At 70.2% G+C, this 20,999-nt stretch carries 17 protein-coding genes and 1 pseudogene; 12 read left to right on the top strand and 6 right to left on the bottom strand.

Going from position 1 to position 20,999, the window contains the following annotated elements:
• Positions 1-2 precede the first annotated feature (2 nt).
• The 3 genes from QMX79_RS09780 to folE form a co-directional block, all read right to left on the bottom strand.
• Positions 3-704, bottom strand: a complete 702-nt coding sequence (locus tag QMX79_RS09780; RefSeq protein ID WP_282246575.1) for a DUF4194 domain-containing protein — start codon at positions 702-704, stop codon at positions 3-5.
• A complete protein-coding gene (locus QMX79_RS09775; protein ID WP_282246574.1) occupies positions 691-2,160 on the bottom strand; it encodes a DUF3375 domain-containing protein in 1,470 nt (489 codons plus the stop codon). Before QMX79_RS09775 ends, QMX79_RS09780 begins: the two co-directional genes overlap by 14 nt.
• Before the next feature lie 94 nt (positions 2,161-2,254).
• Complete coding sequence (gene folE, locus QMX79_RS09770) at positions 2,255-2,857, bottom strand: GTP cyclohydrolase I FolE (protein ID WP_068847956.1); 603 nt, start codon at positions 2,855-2,857, stop codon at positions 2,255-2,257.
• A gap of 129 nt (positions 2,858-2,986) precedes the next feature.
• On the opposite strand from folE, the gene QMX79_RS09765 reads away from it, so the two are divergent.
• From QMX79_RS09765 to QMX79_RS09740, 6 genes are read left to right on the top strand one after another with little or no spacing between them, the layout of a single operon-like run.
• Complete coding sequence (locus QMX79_RS09765; protein ID WP_282246573.1) at positions 2,987-3,442, top strand: MarR family transcriptional regulator; 456 nt, start codon at positions 2,987-2,989, stop codon at positions 3,440-3,442.
• A gap of 3 nt (positions 3,443-3,445) precedes the next feature.
• Positions 3,446-3,655, top strand: coding sequence for a DUF1656 domain-containing protein (locus QMX79_RS09760; protein WP_017354740.1), 210 nt, complete (start codon positions 3,446-3,448; stop codon positions 3,653-3,655).
• The gene (locus QMX79_RS09755; protein WP_282246572.1) at positions 3,652-4,566 is read left to right on the top strand and encodes an HlyD family secretion protein; all 915 of its coding nucleotides are present in this window, start codon (positions 3,652-3,654) and stop codon (positions 4,564-4,566) included. Before QMX79_RS09760 ends, QMX79_RS09755 begins: the two co-directional genes overlap by 4 nt.
• A complete protein-coding gene (locus QMX79_RS09750) occupies positions 4,563-6,011 on the top strand; it encodes an efflux transporter outer membrane subunit (RefSeq protein WP_282246571.1) in 1,449 nt (482 codons plus the stop codon). The genes QMX79_RS09755 and QMX79_RS09750 overlap by 4 nt, the downstream gene beginning before the upstream one ends.
• Before the next feature lie 3 nt (positions 6,012-6,014).
• The gene (locus QMX79_RS09745) at positions 6,015-8,039 is read left to right on the top strand and encodes an FUSC family protein (RefSeq protein ID WP_282246570.1); all 2,025 of its coding nucleotides are present in this window, start codon (positions 6,015-6,017) and stop codon (positions 8,037-8,039) included.
• A gap of 36 nt (positions 8,040-8,075) precedes the next feature.
• Complete coding sequence (locus tag QMX79_RS09740; protein WP_282246569.1) at positions 8,076-8,492, top strand: hypothetical protein; 417 nt, start codon at positions 8,076-8,078, stop codon at positions 8,490-8,492.
• A gap of 27 nt (positions 8,493-8,519) precedes the next feature.
• On the opposite strand, the gene recD is transcribed toward QMX79_RS09740, so the two are convergent.
• From recD to recC, 3 genes are read right to left on the bottom strand one after another with little or no spacing between them, the layout of a single operon-like run.
• Complete coding sequence (gene recD / locus QMX79_RS09735; RefSeq protein ID WP_282246568.1) at positions 8,520-10,409, bottom strand: exodeoxyribonuclease V subunit alpha; 1,890 nt, start codon at positions 10,407-10,409, stop codon at positions 8,520-8,522.
• Entirely contained in the window at positions 10,406-14,053 is a 3,648-nt protein-coding gene (gene recB / locus QMX79_RS09730) for an exodeoxyribonuclease V subunit beta (RefSeq protein ID WP_282246567.1), read from the bottom strand. Before recB ends, recD begins: the two co-directional genes overlap by 4 nt.
• Positions 14,050-17,394 (bottom strand): exodeoxyribonuclease V subunit gamma, encoded by a 3,345-nt coding sequence (gene recC / locus QMX79_RS09725; RefSeq protein WP_282246566.1) that lies wholly within the window; start codon positions 17,392-17,394, stop codon positions 14,050-14,052. The genes recB and recC overlap by 4 nt, the downstream gene beginning before the upstream one ends.
• A 235-nt stretch (positions 17,395-17,629) precedes the next feature.
• On the opposite strand from recC, the gene QMX79_RS09720 reads away from it, so the two are divergent.
• The 6 genes and pseudogenes from QMX79_RS09720 to QMX79_RS09695 form a co-directional block, all read left to right on the top strand.
• The gene (locus tag QMX79_RS09720) at positions 17,630-18,418 is read left to right on the top strand and encodes an ATP-binding cassette domain-containing protein (protein WP_282246565.1); all 789 of its coding nucleotides are present in this window, start codon (positions 17,630-17,632) and stop codon (positions 18,416-18,418) included.
• Complete coding sequence (locus QMX79_RS09715; RefSeq protein ID WP_068847974.1) at positions 18,418-19,167, top strand: MlaE family lipid ABC transporter permease subunit; 750 nt, start codon at positions 18,418-18,420, stop codon at positions 19,165-19,167. The genes QMX79_RS09720 and QMX79_RS09715 overlap by 1 nt, the downstream gene beginning before the upstream one ends.
• Positions 19,168-19,205: 38 nt before the next feature.
• A complete protein-coding gene (mlaD, locus tag QMX79_RS09710) occupies positions 19,206-19,730 on the top strand; it encodes an outer membrane lipid asymmetry maintenance protein MlaD (protein WP_282246564.1) in 525 nt (174 codons plus the stop codon).
• Positions 19,727-20,386, top strand: a complete 660-nt coding sequence (locus tag QMX79_RS09705) for an ABC transporter substrate-binding protein (protein ID WP_282246563.1) — start codon at positions 19,727-19,729, stop codon at positions 20,384-20,386. Before mlaD ends, QMX79_RS09705 begins: the two co-directional genes overlap by 4 nt.
• Positions 20,376-20,687: an STAS domain-containing protein gene (locus QMX79_RS09700; protein ID WP_282246562.1), complete on the top strand. Its 312-nt coding sequence runs from the start codon at positions 20,376-20,378 to the stop codon at positions 20,685-20,687. The genes QMX79_RS09705 and QMX79_RS09700 overlap by 11 nt, the downstream gene beginning before the upstream one ends.
• 1 nt (position 20,688) lies before the next feature.
• Positions 20,689-20,999 (top strand): annotated as a pseudogene (locus tag QMX79_RS09695) (VacJ family lipoprotein); the annotation flags it as partial.

The raw sequence follows: 20,999 nt of genomic DNA, 5'->3' as shown, positions 1-20,999 counted from the left end.
GTTCAGGCTTTGGCAGCAGGGGTTTCGCGCAGCTGGCGGTACACCGACGAGAGTGCGGACACGTCTTCGGCGGAGAACAGCAGCTTCAGTGCGGGCGATACTTCGTGCCGGTCTTCCTGGCCCGCCAGGCGGGTCAGGATGTGGTTTTCTTTCATCTTCTGCACCGCCGCCGCGACGCGACGGTTGAACCCGGCGCGGTCGGTGGAGAGGTTTTTCTCATAGATCGCCAGGGCTTCGGCCATCTCGGTGTCGGCCACGACGGCGCGATTGCCACGGGCGTCCGCCTCGGCCAGCTGCTGGCGCAGGTACAGCAGCAGCACCGAGTCGATGAAGGTCAACGGCGAGCTGCGCAGCAGTACCGGTGCTTCAACGTCTTCGGTGTCGGCCTGGCGGGTGAACGCCACGCCGCTGTCGCGGTCCAGCACCAGTTCCAGGAACAGGTCGGCCAGCGACGAACGGATGGCCGCTTCGCTGCGGATCAGTGCCGGCCACAGCTTGGGGTGGCGCAGCTGGTCGATGCTGGGGCCGATCAGCAGCTGGCACAGCGCGCGGCGCCCCTCCAGCGGCAGCCGACCGGTATCGCCCAGGTAGTAGACGTCGTTGTTCCGCCGCGGCAGCGGCGTGACCACGACCGGCTCTGCGTCGAGGTCGGGTACATCGCCGTCGATCAGGGCGGCGTCGTTGGACTCTTCATGCCAGTTCATGGCGTTTCTCCTGGGTGAACCAAACCAACGGGATACGGGCCCGCCGCCACTGTCCATCGCCGCCGCGCCAATGCGCGGTTTCCTGTTCGCCCTCCACCACCGTGCCGTGGCGCGTGCCCAGCGACAGGTAGCCGATCACGCTGCCCAACCCCTGCGGCGCCTCGCGCTGCGACAGCGCCTGGGCAATGCTCAGTTTCGGCTGGATGGCCAGCAGGTCGTGGAGGTCGCGGCGCAGGGTGCGGAAGTCAATTTCCGACGAGGCCACCAGGTCGCCGACGCTTTCCAGCGAAATGCTGGCGGCATCATTGCGCTGCACGCTGCCATCGACATGGGCGCTGCGCGGGTCATGCAGTTTCCACTGCGACCACGAGCGCAGGCGGCTGGTGGTGAGCTGCAGGTCGCGGCCGATCGGCCGCTGGGCGGTGAATTCATCACGCAGCGCCAGGGCTTCGGACTGCGCCTGCTTGAGCAGCTGGTTGAGCCGGCGCTGCTCAAGATACCCGCGGCTCTGCACGAAGCCGCGCAGACTGCGCGCGAAGTGCTGCAGGACATCATGGACCTGGCCACCGCGGTCGAGCATGGTGCCGGTGAAGCCGCGCAGGAAGGCGCGCTCGTCGCGGTCCAGCTTGCGGGCGAAGCCGCGCGCGAGCACGGTTTCCAGCGCCGCATCCAGCTGGGCGCTCTGTTCGGCATCGTTGAGCAGCCGCCAGAAGGCCTGGAAGCTGCGCCCGGCGTCACTGTCGCCGATCACGTCGACGCCTTCGAACAGCCGCGACAGCACGTCGCCGCGCTCGCTCTCGTCGTCGATGATGCGTTCGCGGAACTCGCGGTTCAGGCGCTCGAAGTCGTCGCGGACGCGGCGGAAGTCTTCGGTGAGGTCGTCGGCCAGGCCGATGATCTGGCGCGCACGTTCCAGCGCGCGCTTGCCATCGAGGGTGGCCACGCGGCCCACGCCGACCCGTGCGATCTCCGCGTCGATGCGGTCGCGCTCGTCGCGCAGTGCCGACAGGCGGGCGTCCGGATCGGATTCGGTCTGTGCGGCCAGCTGCGAGAGCTGTTCGATGACCAGCGCCAACCGGCTTTCGGTGGCGGCCACGCGGCTCTGCTCCAGGCTGTCGGCGAAGCGGATCGCCTGCAGCGCCTGGGTGGACAGTTCGTACTGCTCCTGGTCGGCGCCCTCGGGCAGGCGCCGCTCCAGCCAGCCCTGCGCCAGCCAATGGGCGATGTAGGCCTGGGCGGTGCGCGGCAGCTCGCGCGACAGTTCTTCGCCGTTGAGCTGGTCCAGGGCGCGCTGCAGGCGGTCGTGCAGCACGGCCGCCGGCAGGGTGCGCTCGCCGTCCATCAGCAGGCTCTGCAGCAGGCCGATGATTTCCGGGGCATTGGCAGCGGCCAGCAGCTTCCACTGGGGCTGCTCACGCAGGGTGCGGTAACGGGTGATGCGTTCGCGGTGCTTCATGCAGCCAGGACATCCGGATAGACGCCGCGCGGCCAGGCGCCGCGCAGCGGGAGGGGCACCGGCCCGGCAAGGTCCTGCCGGGCGCGCGAGGGTCTCAGCGCTTGCCGCCCACTTCAATGAAGCGCAGGAACTCGGCACGGGTGCGGGCATCTTCGCGGAAGCTGCCCAGCATCTTGGAGGTGACCATGCTCACGCCGCGCTTGTGGATGCCGCGGGTGGTCATGCACTCGTGCGCGCCTTCCACCACCACGCCCACGCCGATCGGCTGGAGCACGTCCTGGATGCACTGGGCGATCTGCGCGGTCATCTTTTCCTGGACCTGGAAGCGGCGGGCATAGGCCTCCACCACGCGGGCCAGCTTGCTGATGCCCACCACCTTGCCGGCCGGCAGGTAGCCGACGTGCACGCGGCCGATGATCGGCGCCATGTGGTGTTCGCAGTGGCTTTCGTACTCGATGTCGCGCAGCACGATCAGCTCGTCGTAGCCGGCAACCTCTTCGAAGGTCCGTTCCATGTAGGCGCGCGGGTCGTCGCGGTAGCCGCTGAACCAGTCGCCATAGGCTTCGGCGACGCGCCGCGGGGTGTCCAGCAGCCCTTCACGGGTGGGATCTTCACCGGCCCAGCGCAGCAGGGTGCGCACGGCCGATTCGGCCTCGTCCTGGGTCACCGGGGTCACGTCGTTGTCTTGTTTGCTCATTACATACAGCACCCGAAGGGGGGCGAGCATCGTACCCGATAGACCCCCCGGGCGTCCCCCGGGCGTTGGGCTGCGGTTGGGCCAGGGGTATTGATAGGAATGAAATTAGTAGTATCCTATCGATCTACCATGAAACGCTCCCTCGACGAACGCACCCAGCTGCAGATGCAGCTCAGCTCCGGCCTGCTCCACTCAGGGCGGCAATGGCAGCGCCTGGCCGACCAGGCCCTGGGCAGCTATGGCATTTCGGCCGCCTGCACCATGCCGCTGCTGATGATCGGCCGGGCCGGCGGGGGTATCCGCCAGGTCACCCTGGCCCAGCAGCTGGGCATGGAAGGCCCCTCGCTGGTGCGCCTGCTGGACAAGCTGTCGGCCAGCGAACTTGTCCGCCGCGAGTGCGATGCCAGCGACCGCCGGGCCAACCTGCTGTGGCTGACCGACAAGGGCGAAGCGCTGGTAAGCGAGCTGGAAAGCCAGCTGATCGGCCTGCGCCAGGATGTGTTCGGCGAGTTGAGCACCGAGGAACTGCGCACCGTGCTGAAGCTGTGGAAGCTGCTGGCCGATGCGTCCGACCGGGTGGTGTAAGGGATGTACGGTGAATTCAGTCTCTATGGTGTGTTCGTCCCGACCCTGCTCGGGCTGATGCTGCTGGCCTACCTGCTCAAGAGCGGGCTGCGCCTGGTCCTGCAGCGCACCGGCGCCTATCGCCACATCTGGCACCCCGCCCTGTTCAACCTGGCCGTGTACGTGATCGTGCTCGGCGGGTTGTTTTCCCTGATGCGTTGGATGCAATCGTGAACAAGATCCTCAAGCACACCTTCCCGGTCGTCCTGACCGTGGTTGCCGTCATTGCCGCCCTGCTGGTGCTGCGCCACCTGTGGTCGTACTACATGGACGAACCGTGGACCCGCGACGCGCACGTCAGCGCCGATGTGGTCCAGGTCGCGCCGGACGTGTCCGGGCTGGTGGAAGCGGTGAAGGTGGCCGACAACCAGCCGGTGAAGCGCGGCGAGGTGCTGTTCGTGGTGGACCGCGCGCGTTACCAGATCGCGCTGGAGCAGGCCCAGGCCACCCTGGGCGAACGCCGCGCCACGCTGGAGCAGCTGCGCCGCGAGATCGCCCGCGACCGCAGCCTGCAGGACCTGGTAGCCGCCGAGGACGCCGAAGTGCGCCGCGCCAAGCTGCAGGCCGCGCAGGCCTCCACCGCCACCGCGCAGGCCGCGGTGGACCTGGCCAAGCTCAACCTGGCCCGCACCGAAGTGCGCAGCCCCAGCGACGGCCACGTCAACGACCGCACCGTGCGTGCCGGCGACTACGTCACCGCCGGCCGCCCGGTGATGGCGGTACTGGACACCGGCTCGTTCCGGGTGGACGGCTACTTCGAGGAAACCCGCCTGCGCGGCGTGCATGCCGGGCAGAAGGTCGACATCCGCCTGATGGGCGAGGCGCAGCCGCTGCAGGGCCACGTGCAGAGCATCGCCGCCGGCATCGAGGACCGTTACCGCAGCGAGGGCTCCAGCCTGCTGCCGAACGTGACCCCGGCGTTCGACTGGGTGCGGCTGGCCCAGCGCATCCCGGTGCGCATCCACATCGACACCATACCCACCGGCGTGAACCTGATTGCCGGGCGCACCGCCACGGCCACCATCGAGCCGGACGCCGCCACTCCCACCCCCACGCCGGCGCAACCGGCACGGGCGGCCCTGTGAACCGCCCGGCCCTGCACCGCATCGCCTTCGCCCTGGCGCTGACCAGCAGCCTGGCCGCATGCCGCACGGTCGGCCCGGATTACGCGGTACCCGCCGGTTCGGCGTTCCAGCGCCCTGAGGCCAATGCGGCCTTCATCGACACCGGCAACCCGCAGGTGGCGCCCGGCGCCGCGCTGCCGGCACGCTGGTGGGAGCTGTACCAGGACGCCACGCTCAACGGGCTGGTGGAACAGGCGCTGCGCGACAACGTGGAACTGAAGGTGGCCGATGCCAACCTGCGCCGCGCCGCCGCCGTGTACGAGCAGGCGCTGGATGCCGGTGGTTTTGAGTACGAAGCCGAGGCCGGGGTCAGCCGCGCGCAGCTGTCGGCCGAATCCTTCCTGCTCGAGCACGAGCTGCCGCCGATCAACCTGGCCGACGGCAAGTTCGCGGTGTCCTACCAGTTCGACCTGTTCGGCAAGCTCAAGCGCGCCTCCGAAGCCGCGCGGGCCGACGAGCAGTCGGTGGCCGCCGCGATGGACCTGGCGCGGGTCTCGCTGGTGGCCCAGGTGGCCGGCAGCTACGTGGAGATCTGCCACGCCAACCACGAACTGCACGTGGCCGAGCATTCCCTGCAGCTGCAGCAGCGCAGCCGCGAGGTGACCCAGCGGCTGATCAGCGCCGGACGCGGCACCCCGCCGGAACTGGCCCGCGCCAATGCCCAGGTGGCGATGCTGGAAGCCGCACTGCCGCCGCTGCAGGCCCAGCGCCAGGCCTCCGAATACCAGCTGGCCGCCCTGCTCGGCCGCACCCCGGGCCAGCTGCCCGAGGGCGTGGATGCGTGCGACCACGCCCCGACCCTGGCCCAGCCGCTGCCGGTGGGCGATGGCCGCACGCTGCTGCAGCGCCGCCCCGACATCCGCCAGGCCGAACGCAAGCTGGCCGCGGCCACCGCGCGGATCGGCGTGGCCACCGCCGAGCTGTACCCGGACATCCGCCTGGGCGCCTCGCTGGGCGCGGCCGGCCTGCTCGCCGATTTCGGCGAGCCGCTGACCCAGCAGTGGTCGTTCGGCCCGCTGATCTCGTGGACGCTGCCGTCCTCGGGCACCCACGCGCGCATCCACGCCACCGAAGCCGGGGCCGATGCGGCGCTGGCCGAGTTCGACCACAGCGTGCTGCAGGCGCTGCGCGAGACCCAGACCGCGCTGAGCCGCTACGCACACGACCTGCAGCGCCTGCAGTCCCTGCAGCAGGCGCAGGCCCAGGCCGCACTGGCCGCCGAGCAGAACCGCCGGCTGTACCAGGGCGGGCGCACCCCGTACCTGTCCAGCCTGGATGCCGACCGCACCCTGGTCTCCGCCGATGCCACGCTCGCCCAGCAGCAGGCGCAGGTCTCGCGCGACCAGATCCAGCTGTTCCTGGTCCTCGGCGGCGGCTGGAACGCCGACGCGGTGGCACAGGACTGACCCATGCTGCTGCTCGACCGCCAGGCCTGGCTGTTCTCGGTAAAGACCTTCCTGGCCGCCCTCGCCGCGCTCTACATCGGCCTGGCCGGCAACCTGTCACGCCCGTACTGGGCGATGGCCACCGTCTACATCGTGACCCAGCCGATGCTGGGCCCGACCCGGGCCAAGGGCGTGTACCGCATCGTCGGCACGCTCATTGCCGGCGCGGCCACGCTGCGGATGCTGCCGCACCTGGTGGAAACCCCGCTGCTGCTGAGCGCGGCGATGTCGCTGTGGCTGTCGGCGTGCCTGTTCATCGCCCTGCTCAATCGCGGCCCGCGCGGCTATGCGTTCCTCCTGGCCGGTTACACCACCGCGTTCATCGGCTTCCCCGCCGTGACCTCACCAGACACCATCTTCGACACGGTGGTGGCGCGCAGCGAAGAAATCATCCTGGGCACGGTAGTGGCGGTGCTGTTCGCCTCGCTGTTCTTCCCCACCTCGGTGCGGCCGATGCTGCGCGCGCGGATCGGGGGCTGGATGGGCGATGCCGCGCAGTGGTGTCGTCAGATCCTGCTGCGAGGCCAGGCACATGGCCCGCGCAACCGGCTGGCCGCCGACCTGGTGCAGTTCGAGGCGTTGATCGAGTTCCTGCGCCGCGATGACCCGCGCCATGCCGGTGCGGCGGTGTCGATGGAACGGCTGCGCGAGCGCATGCTGCTGATGCTGCCGGTACTGTCCTCCATTGCCGACCGGCTGGGCGCGCTGCGCGCCGGCGGCCGCGCGCTGCCGCCCGGGCTGGAGCCGCTGGTGGACGACATCGCGCACTGGCTGGAACGGCCCGGCCATTCCAGCGCGGAAGACTACACCGACCTGCGCGCGCGGATCCTGGCGCTGAAGCCGGCGGTGGATGGCGAACTGGACCACCTGCTGCTGGTGACCCTGCTGCTGCGCCTGGAAGAGCTGGTGGACCTGTGGCAGGACTGCGCCACGCTGCAGGACGCCATTGAGCACGGCAGCGCGCCGCGCGATACCGCCCATTACCGGGTGCGCGCCAAGCGCGTGGGCGCGGCCCGCCACGTGGACTACGGCATGGCGCTGTTTTCCGCCGCCAGTGCCGGCGTGGCGCTGATGACCTACTGCGCGCTGTGGATCGGGCTGGGCTGGGAAGGCGGTGGCAACGGCGCGATGATGGCCGCGGTGGCCGCCGCGTTTTTCGCCGCGCAGGACGACCCGGCGCCGAGCATGCTGCAGTTCCTGCTGTGGGCGATCGTGGCCAGCCTGGTGGCCGGCGTGTACCTGTTCGGCGTGTTCCCCGCCGTGCACGACTTCGGCAGCCTGGCGCTGGTGCTGGCGGTGATCTTCCTGCCGCTGGGGCTGCTGCTGCACCGGCCCAAGACCGCGTTGATCGGGTTGCCGCTGACGGTCAACCTGGTGGCCCTGCTGAACGTGCAGAACACCTACAGCGCCAACATCCAGAGCTTCATCAATTCGGCCGTGGCGATGTTCATCGGCATCGGCTTTGCGGTGGTGATGACCCGCCTGTTCCGCTCGGTGGGGGCCGAATGGACCGCCCGCCGGCTGGTGCGCCAGGGCTGGACCACGCTGGCCGAAGCGGCCGAAGGCCGTGGCCAGCAGGACCGCCAGCAGTTCGCCGCGCGCATGCTGGACCTGTTGGGCCTGCTCGCCCCGCGCCTGGCCGCCACCCCCGAAGGCAGCGACATCGCCTCGGTGGACATGCTCACCGAGGCCCGCATCGGCCTGAACATCCTGCAGCTGCGCCGCGCGCGGCATGGCCTGCCGGCGGCGAGCATGCAGGCGATCGAGGCGATCCTGGACGACGTGGCCGCGCATTACCGCGCCCAGGTGGCGCTGCGCCGGCCGCAGCCTGCGCCGCCCGCGTTGCAGGCCAAGCTGGAGGCCTCGCTGAAACGGGTGCAGACGGTGGAGGCCGGCAAGGCGCGTGACGAGGCGCTGATGGGCGTGCTGGGGCTGCGCTATGCACTGTTCCCGGAGCAGCCGGCGGTCACACAGGGGGGAGTATCCTGACGCCCTGCATTCCTGCATGGAACAAGGTGATCCCCAATGAGTTACGACGTGATGGTATTCGACCCGGCCGCAGCGCCACGCGACGCCGAGGCGTTCCTGCAGTGGTACGACGCGCAGACCGAATGGAACGAGAAGCACGAGTACGACGATGCCGCCGTGTCGGTGCCGGCGCTGCAGGCCTTCTTCGCCGAGCTGGCGGAAGACTTCCCGCCGATGGACGGTCCCCTGTCCGATGACGAGGATGACCGCCCGCAGGTGACCGACTACAGCATCGGCACCCACGTGATCTATGCCTCGTTCGACGACGAGGTGGCCGAAGATGCCCATGGCCAGGTGCAGATCCTGGCCAACAAGCACCAGGTGGGCTTCTTCGACGTCAGCGGCGACGGTGCGATCGTGTATCCGGATGGCACCGTGCTGATCCCCGGGGAAGAAGAAGAAGGCGACGCCTGATTCTGTAAGGGGCGGTAGAGCCTTTCTCTACCAGAGTTCGCCTTGGGCGGGCTCTTCAGGTGCAGCCGGGCAAGGCCCGGCTCTACCATCCAGCCGCTGTGCCATCCCGGACAACCGGCTGGCATGCCGCGCCAACGCGGCCTGCAACACCTCCGCACTGCCCAGTACATGCAGCGCCTGCCGCGCGCGGGTCATGCCGGTGTACACCAGCTCGCGCGACAGCACCCGGTTGTCGCGCCGTGGCAGCTGCAACCAGACCTCATCGAATTCCGAGCCCTGTGCCTTGTGCACGGTCATGGCGAAGGCGCTTTCGTGCGCGGGCAACGCGGCCGGGTGGAACGCGCGTGGCTGCTCGGGGCTGTCGCCGGGGAACCAGGCCAGCATCGCGCCTTCGCGGCTGCGCAGGCATAGCCCGATATCGCCGTTGAACAACCGGTGCCGGTAGCTGTTTTCGGTGATCAGCAGCAGCCGACCGTGGAAGTAGCGCGGGCCACTGCCAGGGCGCGCGCTGCCGGCCAGAGCCGCTTCAATCCGTTCGTTGAGGCCGCGTGCCCCCTGCGGACCTTCGCGCAGCGCGGTGAGCAGGCGCAGGCGGCCGGCCTGCGCCAGCGCCTGCACCGGATCATCTGCGTCGCCCAACCCGCGCCAATGCGCCAACAGGGTCTGCCGGTGCTGCTGCAGCGGATCGACCTGGTCTTCGTGGAATGCCACGCCGGCCAGGGTGTCACCGCGCAGCAGCTGCAGCGCGGCGGCGCTGTCGCCTTCGCGCACCGCGCGCGCCAGCGGCGCCAGGTCCAGCGCATCGCTCTGCCGGTAGCCGCGCTGGAGTTGCACGCGGCGGCCGGCGAACGCGCGGGGCGGGGCCAGCGGCAGCAATGCAGGGGCCGCGAGCAGTTGTTGCAGCGCAGCCGCATCGTCGGCCTGGGTGCCCAGGCCGTCGCCGCTGGCCTGCAGGATCGCGCTGAGCACATCGCCGGCCTCCACCGACGGCAGCTGGTCCGGGTCGCCCAGCAGCACCAGCCGGGTCCCGCTGGCCACCGCTTCGACCAGCTTGGTCATCAGCGGCAGGTCGATCATCGAGGCCTCGTCCACCACCACGATGTCGTACGGCAGCGGGTTGTCGGCATGGTGGCGGAAGCGTGGCGAATCGGGAATGACGCCCAGCAACCGGTGCAGGGTGGCGCCGGTGGTCGGCATGGCCTCGGCCAGTTCGGACGCCACACCGACCAGGCGCAACCGCTGCAGCGCCTGGCGCAGGCTGTCGGCCATGCGTTCGGCGGCACGGCCGGTGGGCGCGGCCAGTGCCACCCGGGGCAGATCCGCACCGGCCTGCTGCGCCTGCGCGGCCAGCAGCACCAGCAGGCGTGCGATGGTGGTGGTCTTGCCGGTACCGGGGCCGCCGGTGACCAGCACCAGCGGATGGCGCAGCGCTACTGCCGCCGCGCGCGCCTGGTGGTCGATGCCGTCCAGCGCCTGCGGGAACAGCTGGGCGAACAGCGTGGCGAGCCCGGCCGGATCGTGCGCCGGCAAAGAATGCGCGGCGATGCGCTGCAGGCCCAGCGCCAGGCGGCGTTCGTATTCGCGGTAACGGCGCAGGTACAGCAGGCCGTGTTCGAGTACCAGCGGTGCATCGGCGGCCAGCACATCGTCGCTGTCGGGCGATGCCACCCACGGCGATGCCTGCAACTGCGCCAGCCACGCCTCCGGTGCCGGCCAGTCCAGCTCGGCATCCACCAGTTTCCTGGGGGCAGCCGGGTCCACCCCGGCGTGGCCCTGCGCCACCGCCAGCGAGGCCAGCGCGGCGGCGGCCAGCACCGCATCCGGGGTGTCCGGCTGCAGCCGGCGCAGGCTCTGCGCCAGCGCATGGTCCAGGGTGCGCAGGGTGCCCTGCTTCAGCAGCGCGTCGAGCAGGCTCATGCCTCACCCCGCGCACGTGCCACCAGTTCGGCATGCTTCTCCGGGCCACCGGCAAACAGTGCATCCATCGCGTCGACCAGGGCCGGGGCGAAGCGCTGCGCGTGCACGCCCGGCGCGTCCGCGCGCCCCGCTTCCAGGCCGCGGCAGAACAGATAGCGGATGCCGCCCAGGTCGCGTTCCTGTGTGTAGCCGCTGCCCAGCCGGAAGCGCAGCCAGCGGTGCAGTGCCACGGTGTAGATGAGCGCCTGCAGGTCGTACTCGCTGCTTTGCATGGCGGCGGCCAGGCGCGCGGCGTCATAGCCGGGCAGCCGGTTGGATTTGTAGTCGAGCACGTACCAGCGCCCATCGCGCACGTAGGTAAGATCGATCTTGCCGGTCATCAGCCCTTCCAGCTGGCGCCGCGTGCCGAAGCTGCGGCGGTCCAGCGCCACGCCGTGGTGGTGCAGCAGCTGCAGCAGCGCCGGCACGGCGGTGGGCTGCATGGCGAAGTGGAACTCGATTTCGGCCCGGCGTTCCTGCGGGGGCAGGCTGTGCAGCGCGCCGCCTTCGGGCAGCTGCACGGTCAGGGTCTGGCCGACCAGTGGCACCAGCACTGCCACGCCGTCGTCCAGGTCGGCATCGGCATAACCTTCGCTGCGCAGCGATTCGCGCAGCACGTCGGCCTCATCGCCAGGTGCAGGGTCGCCCGCCCGCCAGTCGGCCCAGCGCGCGAAATCGGTATTCTCCAGCGCATCGTGCAGCACGTTGCCGAAGCGGCTGCCCATGAAGCGCGGGTCGATCTCCGGCTGCGGTTCGCCCGGCGCCGGCGGTTCCACTTCCAGGGGCAGCTCGGGACCGGCCGGTTCATCGGCGGCCGGTGCCGGCGCTTCGGTGGCCACCGCATCGGTGTCGTGGCCGGCATCGGCATGCGCCAGCTGGGTGAAGCTGTATACCCACCAGTCGTGCGGCACCCGCCGGGTGATCGCGCGCACCGGCGGCAGTTCGCCTTCGCGCTGCACCGGCAGCTGCGCCGGGCGCGGCTCCACCGGGCCTTCGATCACCGCGATGTCCGGGTGCGCGCGCACTGCATCCAGGTCCGACAGCATCGGCACCAGCCGGGTCTTCGCCAGCCCGGCCAGGTCGCCGGCCGCGATCCACAGCGCGTGTTCGGCGCGGGTCAGGCCCACGTAGAGCAGGCGCGCGTCTTCGGCGCGTTGTTCCTGCGCGCTGCGGTCGCTGGCCGCGCTCCAGGCCTCGTCCTTGTCCAGCTTCCAGTGCAGCTCGCGGCGGCCATCGGCGTACACGGTGCAGTTGGAGTCGGTGGTGCCGCCGCCGCTGTCGATGCCCACGAACGGCAGGAACACCAGCGGGTACTCCAGGCCCTTGCTCTTGTGCAGGGTGATGATCTGCACCCGGCGCGCGTCCGATTCCAGCCGCAGCAGCTGCTGTTCGTCGTCCTGGTCGGCATGCGCCATCTGCACCTGCAGCCAATCCAGCAGGCCGTGCATCCCCAGCGCCTGGCCGGCCGCCTGCTGCAGCAGCTCCCCCAGCTGCAGGTAATTGGTGAGCCGGCGTTCGCCATCCAGCAGGCCCAGCAGGCGCTCGGCGTGTTCGGCGCACAGGTCGGCGATGACCGCGAACGGCCCGCCGCGCAGCCAGCGTTCGCGCCACAGCAGCAGCCGGGTCTGGAACGCACGCTGTGGGTCGCCGTCGCGCTCCATCGCGTCGATGGAGGCGGCGTTCTCGCCCAGCAGCACGGTCGACAGCGCCGCACGCAGGCGGCCTTCATCGGCCGGCTGCAGCAGCGCCAGCAACAGCACGCGCAGCTCGCGGGCTTCGGCGGTGGCGTACAGGCTCTGCTTGCCGGCAGCGACCGCCGGGATGCCCACCGCGCTCAGCGCGCGCTGGATCCGGGTCGCTTCGTGGTGACGGCGCACCAGTACGGCGATATCGCCCGGCTGCACCGGTTGCCCGCGCAGCAGCGCGCGGCCTTCGCGGCCATCCAGCACTACCTGGTGGATCGCGGCCACGCAGGCATCGGTGGCCTGCTGGCGCGAGGGGTCGGCCTTGAGGTCGGCACCATCGTCGCTGCGCAGCAGGCGCAGGGTCAGCCCGGGTGCGGGCTGGCCATCGCGCAGGAAATCGGCATCGCTGCGGGTGCTGCCCGGCAGCACCGGCTCGAAGGCGATGTCCGCTTCCAGGAACGCGCGTTCGCCCGCGGCGTCATACAGCGCCTGCAGCGCGCGCAGCACGCCGGGGCGCGAGCGGAAGTTGCGGTTCAACGCCGGCGCGGCCACTGCCTCGCGCTTGGCCTTGAGGTAGGTGTGGATATCACCGCCGCGGAACCCGTAGATGGCCTGCTTGGGATCGCCGATCAGGAACAGCGCCGGCGCCAGCCCGGCCTCGCGGGTTTCGGGCGAATCGCCGAACACGCGCTGGAAGATGCCCCACTGGCGGTCGTCGGTGTCCTGGAACTCATCCACCAGCGCGATGGCGTACTGCGCGCGCAGCTGCTGCACCAGCGTCGCGCGGTGCGGGCCTTCCAGTGCGGCGGCCACGCCGTCGATCAGGTCGTCGTAGGTCTGTACGCGGCCGACCCGCTTGAGTTCATCCAGCCGCTCACGAGCCTGCCCGCGCAGCTGGTGCAGCAGCAGCAGGGCCTGTTGGCGCAGCCACTGCTCGTAAGCATCGGCGGCGTGCCACCAACCCTGCAGCGCATCGAACAGCGGCGAGGCCGGGCAATGGCCCTGCTGGTCTTCCTTGCAGAAGGCAAGCAACGCCACCGGCAGCAGCTTGCCCAGGTGCGATTTGTCACTGCGTGGCCAGCTGCGCGCCGCACGCCCGGCCAGCAGCTCGGCGAAGGCTTTGTCGAAGCTGGGGCGGCGCGCGCGGCGGCCGTCGAAGATCTTGCGTTCGAAGGCGTTGGCGATGCTGGCCTGGGCGGCTTGGACGTGCGCGTCGACCGCAATGGCGAGCGCGTCGGCGGCCGCCTTCAGCGCTACGCTGGGGTCTTCCAGTTGCTGCTGCGGCAGCGCGGGCAGCAGCGGCAGCGGCTTGATCAGCGCCGACAGGTCGCGCGCCAGCGCATCGGGCGTGGACCACAACCGGGTCAACGCCTCCACCGTGGCCGGGTCGTTGGCGTGCACGCGCCACAGGTCGGCGGCCAGCTGGTCGTGCAGTTCGCGTTCGCTGGGCAGCAGCGTGGGCGGGTCGAAGGTGTGTCCGCTTTCCAGCGCGTGCTCGCGCAGCACGCGGGTGCAGAAGCCATGGATGGTGAAGATCGAGGCCAGGTCGATCTCATCGGCGGCGGTCTGCAGGCGCTGCGCCAGCGCGGCGGGCGTTTCCCGGCCCAGCGACAGTTCGCGCTGCAGCAGGTAACGGGTGAGCTGCACCTCGGGCGCTTCATCGGCGGCCGGCGCGCGTGCCAGCAGCTGCGCGGCGAGCGCCAGGCGCTCGCGGATGCGCTTGCGCAGTTCCTGGGTGGCCGCGTCGGTGAAGGTCACCGCCAGGATCTGGCCGATGCGGTAGCCCTGCTCCACCACCAGCCGGGTGAACAGCGTGGCCAGGGTGAAGGTCTTGCCGGTGCCGGCGCTGGCCTCGATCAGGCGCACGCCGTCCAGCGGCAGCGACAGGTATGGGTCGTCCTGCAGCATCAGCTCGCTCATGCCACGGCTCCTTCGTCGCTGAAGCCCTGGAATACCCTGCCCTCGCGGACCGCGCTGAACACCACGAAGCTGGTGTGCAGCAGCTGTTGATAACTGTCGGCGTCGGCGAAGGGATCGCGGCCGCGCAGGGCCAGCTGCACCGCATCGCCGCTGGCTTCGCCCCAGCGGCGGTCGCCGCCATGCCATTGCGCCCAGCCTTCGCCCTCGCGTTTGGCGGCGGGTGCGCGGTACAGCGTCCAGGCGGTGTACGGCCCGTACAGCACGGGCGCGCACATGCCGTCGCGGCGCAGCTGCAGCAGCGCCTGCAGCGCAGCCTTGGCGGTGGGCGCAGGCAGGGCCGGCAGCACGTGCGGACCCACGCCGTCGTCGCCGCCGTCGTGGAATTCGACCAGCGGCAACGCGTCCCCAGCGGCGTTGGCCAGCAGCCAGTCCAGCCCGTGCCGGATCGCCGCGGGGCCGTTCAGGCTGCCCGCACGCAGGCGCACGATGCCCTGCGGGTGGATGTCGTCCACCCGCCCATGCAGCCGCACCCCATCGACCTCCACCTCATAGCGGCGGCTGTCGGCATCGCTGTCGCCGCGCCATTGCGCCAGCGCCAGCGCATACGGGCGGGTCTGCTCCTGCAGGGCCTGGAACTGGCGTTCGCCCAGTGCACCGGACGGCAGCAGCGCGCGGGCGCGCAGGCGGGCGTACAGGGGCGTGTCATCGCCCTGCAGGGTCGCCTCGATCACCGCGTGCTGCAGCAGGCGTTGTTCCAGCCCGCGCCCCGCCAACACCAGCGGCTCCAGGTCATCGGCGGTGGTCAGATCATCGGGCAGGCGCAGGCCCAGCCGCTGCGACAGGAACTGCCCGGCGGGATCGATCAGGAAGCGGCGCAGCGCGTCCAGTGAGAGTTCGGGCGCGCCCTCCTGCTCCAGCGGCGCCAGCGCCTGCTCGAACCACGCCGGCGGCGCGCGGCGCACGCTGCCCAGCGAACCGGCGGCCGGGTGCCACTGCTGGCGATAGCTGAAACGGCGCGGCTCATCGCCGCCACCGAACGCGGCCGGCGAGAACGGCTGCAGCGAATGGCGCACGGTCAGCTGCCTGGTCGCCGCCGAGGGATCCTCGTGGTATTCGGCAGCAGCATCGATCAGCTCGCTGACCAGCACCGAGGGCTCACGCACGCTGCCATCGCGCGGATCTGCGCCCAGGTAGCTCAGGTAGAACACATCCTGCGCCGAGGCGAACAGCTGCAGGAACAGGAAGCGGTCGTCCTCGCGCAGCGAGCGGTCGCCGTGGCGGCGCTTGTCGGTACCCAGTTCGGCGGTGAGCTGGTTGAGCCCGGCCGCGGGGTCGCGGCGCGGGAAATCGCCATCGTTCAGGCCGAGCACGCAGATCACCCGGAACGGCAACAGCCGCATCGGCACCATGCGCCCGAAGCTGATGCCGCCGGTGAGCAGCGGCGCGCGCGTGTCGGCCTCGCTCAACGCACCGGCGAAATGCGCGCGCACCACATCGGGCGGTACCGCGCCGGCGAATCCGGCGCGTTCGGCATCGCGGGCGAATTCGTTGATCAGCTTGCGCAGTCGTTCCAACGCACGCTGGCTGCTGGCCGCTTCCGGTGCCTCGGGCAGCAACGCATCCAACAGTGCCAGCAGGCGTTGCCGCCAGTGCGCCGGGGTCAGTGCATCGCCCAGCGCCCGCTGGTAACGCGCCAGCACCGCCATCAGCCCCAGCAGGCGGTCCAGCGCATCCAGCGCGCTGCCTTCCAGCTCCGGCCACGGCGCCACCCCGGCAATGTCGCCGTCGCTGCCGCTGGCATGGCCCAGCAGCAGGCGGTCCAGCGCGAACTGCCAGGTGTAGGCGTCGTCGTCCGGCGCCTGGTGCTGGGCGCGGTGCGCCGCATTCAAACCCCAGCGCGCGCCCGCGGCCTGCAGCCAGTCGTGCAGGCGGTCGAACGCGGCCGCATCCAACCCGGCCGCTTCGGCCAGCGGCGCGCTGGCCAGCAGGTCCAGCACTTCGTTGAGGCCAAAGCGCGACACCGGCAACCCCAGCAGGTGCACGAACACATCGGCCAACGGTTCGCCGGTCAGCGGGCTGGTATCGGCCAGGGCATAGGGAATGTGGTCTTCGCCACCGCTGCGGCCGCCGAACACCGCTTCCAGGTACGGCACGTAGGGGTCGATGTCCGGTGCCAGCACCGCGATGTCGCGTGCCTGCAGCGGCGGGTCGAAGCGCGGGTCCTGCAGCAGCGCGCGCAGCTGGTCGTGCAGCACCTGCAGTTCGCGCAGGCGGGTGTGGCAGGCATGCACCTGCAGGCTGGGGTCGTTGCGCGCCAGTGCGGGGCGCAGCGCGCCCGCCGGTTGCGCGCGGCGGTGGAACAGGTCGCGCTGCAGGCGGTGCAGCAGGCTGTCGGACAGGCCGCCGTGCGCCATGTCCGGACGCGCGTCGTCTTCCGGATCGTCGTATGCGGCGATCTCTCCGGACGGATGCACCACTTCATAGCTGCCCAGCACCGCCATGAAGTCGCGGCCGGCCGCGCCCCAGGCCTGCAGCAGGCGGTTCTCGTCGCTGCCGTTGCCAAACGGATCAACCGCGCCCGAGCGCAGCCGCCCGCCCAGGGTCTGCAGGTCGCCCCAGTAGGAACGGGTCGGGGTGGGCAGGTAGAAGTGCAGAGTCCCGACCCGCGCCTGGGTGGCGACCACGCGCAGCACATCGGGCGAGACATTCAAGGTGGCGAAGGCGAACAGGCGCGGCGGCAGCCCCGCCGGCAGCGGACGGTCGGCGCCTTCGAAGCCTTCCAGGTAGGCATGGATGCGGCGCGCGCGGTACTGGTGCCCGCTGCCGATGTGGCGCCACAGGATTGCCTGCGGATCCAGCGGGTCGGCGCCGGCCTCCCAGCGCAGCAGCCAGTCGCGGCGCCAGGCCTGGTACTTCTCGAACACCGAAGCCAGCTCCCCCGCCAGCGCCCACGGCTTGAGCGGGTCGGGCTGGGACAGGTAGGCCTGCAGCGCGCGCAGCGGCGGCTGCGCCATCAGGCCCGGGTCGGTCAGCGCGGCATACAGCTTCCAGTGCAGCGCGGCGGCTGTGAGGTCGTCATGTTCGCCCGGCACATTGGCATTGAGCGCGCGGGCCACGAACTCGCCCGGGGTCAGGAACGCCAGGTTGGCGGCAATGCCATACTCCGCCGCCAGGGTGGACTGCAGCCAGCGCCGCATCGCCACCTGGGGAATCAGCACCACGTCCGGCTCCAGGATCGACTGCCCGGCCACCGGCTCGCGCAGGGTGCGGGCCAGCAGTGCGGCCAGCACGTCGAGCGAATTGGAGTGGTACAGGCGGAAGTCTGAAGCGGGGTCGGTCATCGCGGCAGTGTGCCGCAGCCCGGCGCCAATCTCGACCCTCGCCGATACGGGGAGGCCGGCCAGTGACGTCTGTGACCGCCCGCACGGATCGGGGCGGTACGCACTGTTGCGGCCCGGGAACCGTGCCGCGGCGGGGCTGGGGACCCCGACATGCGACAATACTGCACGGTCCAGTTCGGTTTTGTTCAGCCGCCCACCACGATCTTACAACGTTGGAATTTTGTTAATGGCGTCCATGACGGCTTCCGCAGAATCGCTGGTGCAGTTGAACAACGTGCGTATCGATCGCGGCGGTCGGGCGATCCTGCGCGACGTTTCGCTGTCGGTACCGCGTGGCAGCATCACCGCCGTGCTGGGTCCGTCGGGCAGCGGCAAGTCGACGCTGCTGGCCGCCCTGACCGGCGAGCTGCGCCCCGCGGCGGGCAGCGTGACCCTGTTCGGCAATCCGATTCCCACCGGCAGCAGCGCGTTGCGCGCGATGCGCCGCAGCGTCGGTGTGCTGCTGCAGGGCAATGGCCTGCTCACCGACCTGACCGTGGCCGAGAACGTGGCGCTGCCGTTGCGCACCCATACCCAGCTGCCAGCACCCGTGCTGCGCCGCCTGGTGGACATGAAGCTGCATGCTGTGGGCCTGCTGGCCGCGGCCGATGCGTGGCCGCGCGAGCTGTCCGGCGGCATGGCGCGCCGGGTGGCGCTGGCGCGCGCGCTGGCACTGGACCCGCCGCTGATGATCTACGACGAACCGCTGACCGGGCTGGACCCGATCGCCAGCGGCGTGATCATGAGCCTGATCCAGCGCCTCAACCACAGCCTGGGCCTGACCAGCATCATCGTCAGCCACCATGTGCACGAGACCCTGCCGATCTGCGACCAGGTGATCGCGATCGCCAATGGCGGCGTGGTCTTCCAGGGCAGCCCGGCCGCGCTGGAGTCCAGCCAGGACCCGCTGCTGCGCCAGTTCCTGCACGGGCAGCCGGACGGCCCGATCCCGTTCGATGCCGCGCCCCGCGCGAAGGTGGCCTGATGCCGTTCGTTGAAAGCACCCGTTCACTGGGCCGGGCCGGCCTGTTCTCGCTGACCGTGCTGCGTGGTTCGCTGCCGACCGCCGATTTCCTGGCCGAGCTGACCCGCGAGATCTACAAGGTGGGTGCGCGTTCGCTGCCGATCATCGCCGTCGGCGGTGCTTTCGTGGGCCTGGTGCTGACCCTGCAGGGCTATCGCACGCTGACCACCTTCGGCGCGGCCGATGCGCTGTCCACCCTGCTGGGCCTGTCGCTGTATCGCGAACTGGCGCCGGTGCTGACCGCGCTGCTCTTCATTGGCCGTGCCGGCAGCTCGATTGCCGCCGAACTGGGGCTGATGCGCGCCACCGACCAGATCAAGGCGCTGGAGCTGATGGCGATCGACCCGGTGGCCAAGGTCGTCGCGCCGCGCTTCTGGGCGGCGGTGCTGACCGTGCCCTTGCTCACCGGCATCTTCTGCTCGCTGGCGATCAGCGCCAGCTACTTCGAGGCCGTGCACGTGCTGGGCCTGGACAACGGCGTGTTCTGGTCGGCGCTGAGCAACAGCGTGGACTTCTGGGACGATTTCGGCGTGGCAATGCTGAAGTCGGCCATTTTCGGCGGTACCGCCGCGCTGGTGGCGTCGTACGTGGGCTTCCACGCCGAGCCGACCATCGAGGGCACGTCGGTGGCCACCACCCGCGCGGTGGTGAACGCCTCGCTGCTGGTGCTGATGTTCAACTTCGTGCTGTCGGCCATGATGTTCCGCTGACCCGCACCCCCCCTTTGATCAGATACGGTGAGATGAACATGGCCATCCGCGGTCCCAGACTCGAATTTTCCGTCGGCGCTTTCCTGCTGCTGGCGCTGGCCTCGCTGCTGGTGCTGGCGATGGCATCGACCAACCAGCGCTGGGGCTTCGGCAGCGAGGGCTATGAACTCAAGGCGCGCTTCACCCAGATCGGCCAGCTGCGCAAGCAGGCGCCGGTGAAGATCGGCGGCGTGGTGGTGGGCCAGGTGGGCAACATCGACCTTGACCCGACCCGCTTCGATTCGATCGTGACCCTGAAGCTGGACCCGAAGTTCAAGGATCTGCCGGCCGATACCTCCGCCGGCATATTCACCAGCGGTTTGCTCGGCGAAAGCTATATCGGACTGCAGCCGGGCGGTGACCCGGAGGTGCTCAAGTCCGGTGACGAGATCGTCTTCACCCAGCCGGCCGTGGACCTGATCCAGATGGTTGGCAAGTACATGTTCAGCGGCCCGGGCAATGCCGGCGCCGCTTCCCAGGAAGCTCCCGGCGCGGAAGCGCCGGCAACGGAACCGCAGAAATGAAAAAGACCCTGATCAAGGCGCTGCTCGCGTCGGCCCTGCTGGCCACCCTGCCCTCGCTGGCGTTCGCCCAGGCCGCACCGGCCGCCACCGGCGCCTCGCAGGGCGCTGGCACCGAAGTGCTGGCCGCCAGCACGCGCATCCTGTCCACCCTGCAGCAGCGCAAGGCGGAATTCAGCAAGAACCCGGCCGCGCTGCGCAGCTACATCGACAGCGAACTCAACCGCACCTTCGACCGTGACTACGCAGCCCGCCTGGTGCTGGGTGCCAATGCGCGCGGTGCTTCCGACGCGGACGTGAAGCTGTTTGCCGATGCCATGGCCGACAACCTCATGCAGCGCTACGGTTCGGCCCTGCTGACCATCCAGGGCAAGCCCAGCTTCCGCCTCAAGGGCGAGCAGCCGCTGCCGGGCAACCGCGGCGTCAAGGTGTCCACCGAACTGCTGCGCGCCGGCAGCGAGTCCACCCCGGTGGAGTACATGATGCGCAACGTGAACGGCCAGTGGAAAATCTTCGACGTGAACATCGAAGGCATCTCCTACGTGCAGACCTTCCGTACCCAGTTCGACGCGCCGCTGCGCCAGAAGGGCATCAAGGCCGTGGCCAACGACCTGCGCAGCGGGTCCCTGCAGGCCGGGCCGGCCGGCAATGGCAAGTAACGCCACCGTGCAGCTGGACGGTCCGCGCGCCCGCATCACCGGCGTGCTGGACCGCGATGCCGTGGTCGCGCTGTGGCCCAAGCTGAAGGCGCTGCCTGACGCGGTGACCCAGCTCGACCTGACCGCCGTGGAGCGTGTCGACAGCGCCGGCCTGGCGTTGTTGGCCGAGCTGACCGCTCACGCCCGCGCCAACGGGCGTACGCTGGCCCTCAACGGCACGCCTGCCGGTTTCAACGAACTCAGCGCCGCCTACCGGCTGGCGCCGTCCCTGGATTTCAATGCCCCTTCTGCCGCGAGCTGACATGAACGTCGTACGCACCGCTTCCCTTCTCCTGCTCGCCGTGGCGCTCAGCGCCTGTGCGGCCAAGCCCGCACGCGACAGCGCGCCGGCCAGCTTGGCGGTGCCGCCCGCTGCCGTGACGCCTGCCGCAGCCAGCGACGTGGCCGCCGACGCGCCGGCCGTAACCGCTGATGCGACCGATGCGGCTGCAGCACCCGTGGCTGCCGCCGAGGGCGCCGATGGCACCTCGGCACCGGCCGCGACCACCGAAGCGCCGCCGACCGGTTCCGAGGCCGACGTTGCCGCGCTGTACGGCGGTCCGGCGCCGACCGC

The sequence above is a fragment of the Stenotrophomonas sp. PS02300 genome (genome assembly GCF_029959395.1).
Classification (GTDB): Bacteria; Pseudomonadota; Gammaproteobacteria; order Xanthomonadales; family Xanthomonadaceae; genus Stenotrophomonas; species Stenotrophomonas maltophilia_AD.
This window is presented reverse-complemented; position numbering and strand designations above follow the sequence as displayed.

Coding starts and splice junctions, on each gene's coding strand:
- QMX79_RS09780 (WP_282246575.1), bottom strand. CDS start 704: ATGAACTGGCATGAAGAGTCCAACGACGCCGCCCTGATCGACGGCGAT.
- QMX79_RS09775 (WP_282246574.1), bottom strand. CDS start 2,160: ATGAAGCACCGCGAACGCATCACCCGTTACCGCACCCTGCGTGAGCAG.
- folE (WP_068847956.1), bottom strand. CDS start 2,857: ATGAGCAAACAAGACAACGACGTGACCCCGGTGACCCAGGACGAGGCC.
- QMX79_RS09765 (WP_282246573.1), top strand. CDS start 2,987: ATGAAACGCTCCCTCGACGAACGCACCCAGCTGCAGATGCAGCTCAGC.
- QMX79_RS09760 (WP_017354740.1), top strand. CDS start 3,446: ATGTACGGTGAATTCAGTCTCTATGGTGTGTTCGTCCCGACCCTGCTC.
- QMX79_RS09745 (WP_282246570.1), top strand. CDS start 6,015: ATGCTGCTGCTCGACCGCCAGGCCTGGCTGTTCTCGGTAAAGACCTTC.
- QMX79_RS09740 (WP_282246569.1), top strand. CDS start 8,076: ATGAGTTACGACGTGATGGTATTCGACCCGGCCGCAGCGCCACGCGAC.
- recD (WP_282246568.1), bottom strand. CDS start 10,409: ATGAGCCTGCTCGACGCGCTGCTGAAGCAGGGCACCCTGCGCACCCTG.
- recB (WP_282246567.1), bottom strand. CDS start 14,053: ATGAGCGAGCTGATGCTGCAGGACGACCCATACCTGTCGCTGCCGCTG.
- recC (WP_282246566.1), bottom strand. CDS start 17,394: ATGACCGACCCCGCTTCAGACTTCCGCCTGTACCACTCCAATTCGCTC.
- QMX79_RS09720 (WP_282246565.1), top strand. CDS start 17,630: ATGACGGCTTCCGCAGAATCGCTGGTGCAGTTGAACAACGTGCGTATC.
- QMX79_RS09715 (WP_068847974.1), top strand. CDS start 18,418: ATGCCGTTCGTTGAAAGCACCCGTTCACTGGGCCGGGCCGGCCTGTTC.
- mlaD (WP_282246564.1), top strand. CDS start 19,206: ATGGCCATCCGCGGTCCCAGACTCGAATTTTCCGTCGGCGCTTTCCTG.
- QMX79_RS09705 (WP_282246563.1), top strand. CDS start 19,727: ATGAAAAAGACCCTGATCAAGGCGCTGCTCGCGTCGGCCCTGCTGGCC.
- QMX79_RS09700 (WP_282246562.1), top strand. CDS start 20,376: ATGGCAAGTAACGCCACCGTGCAGCTGGACGGTCCGCGCGCCCGCATC.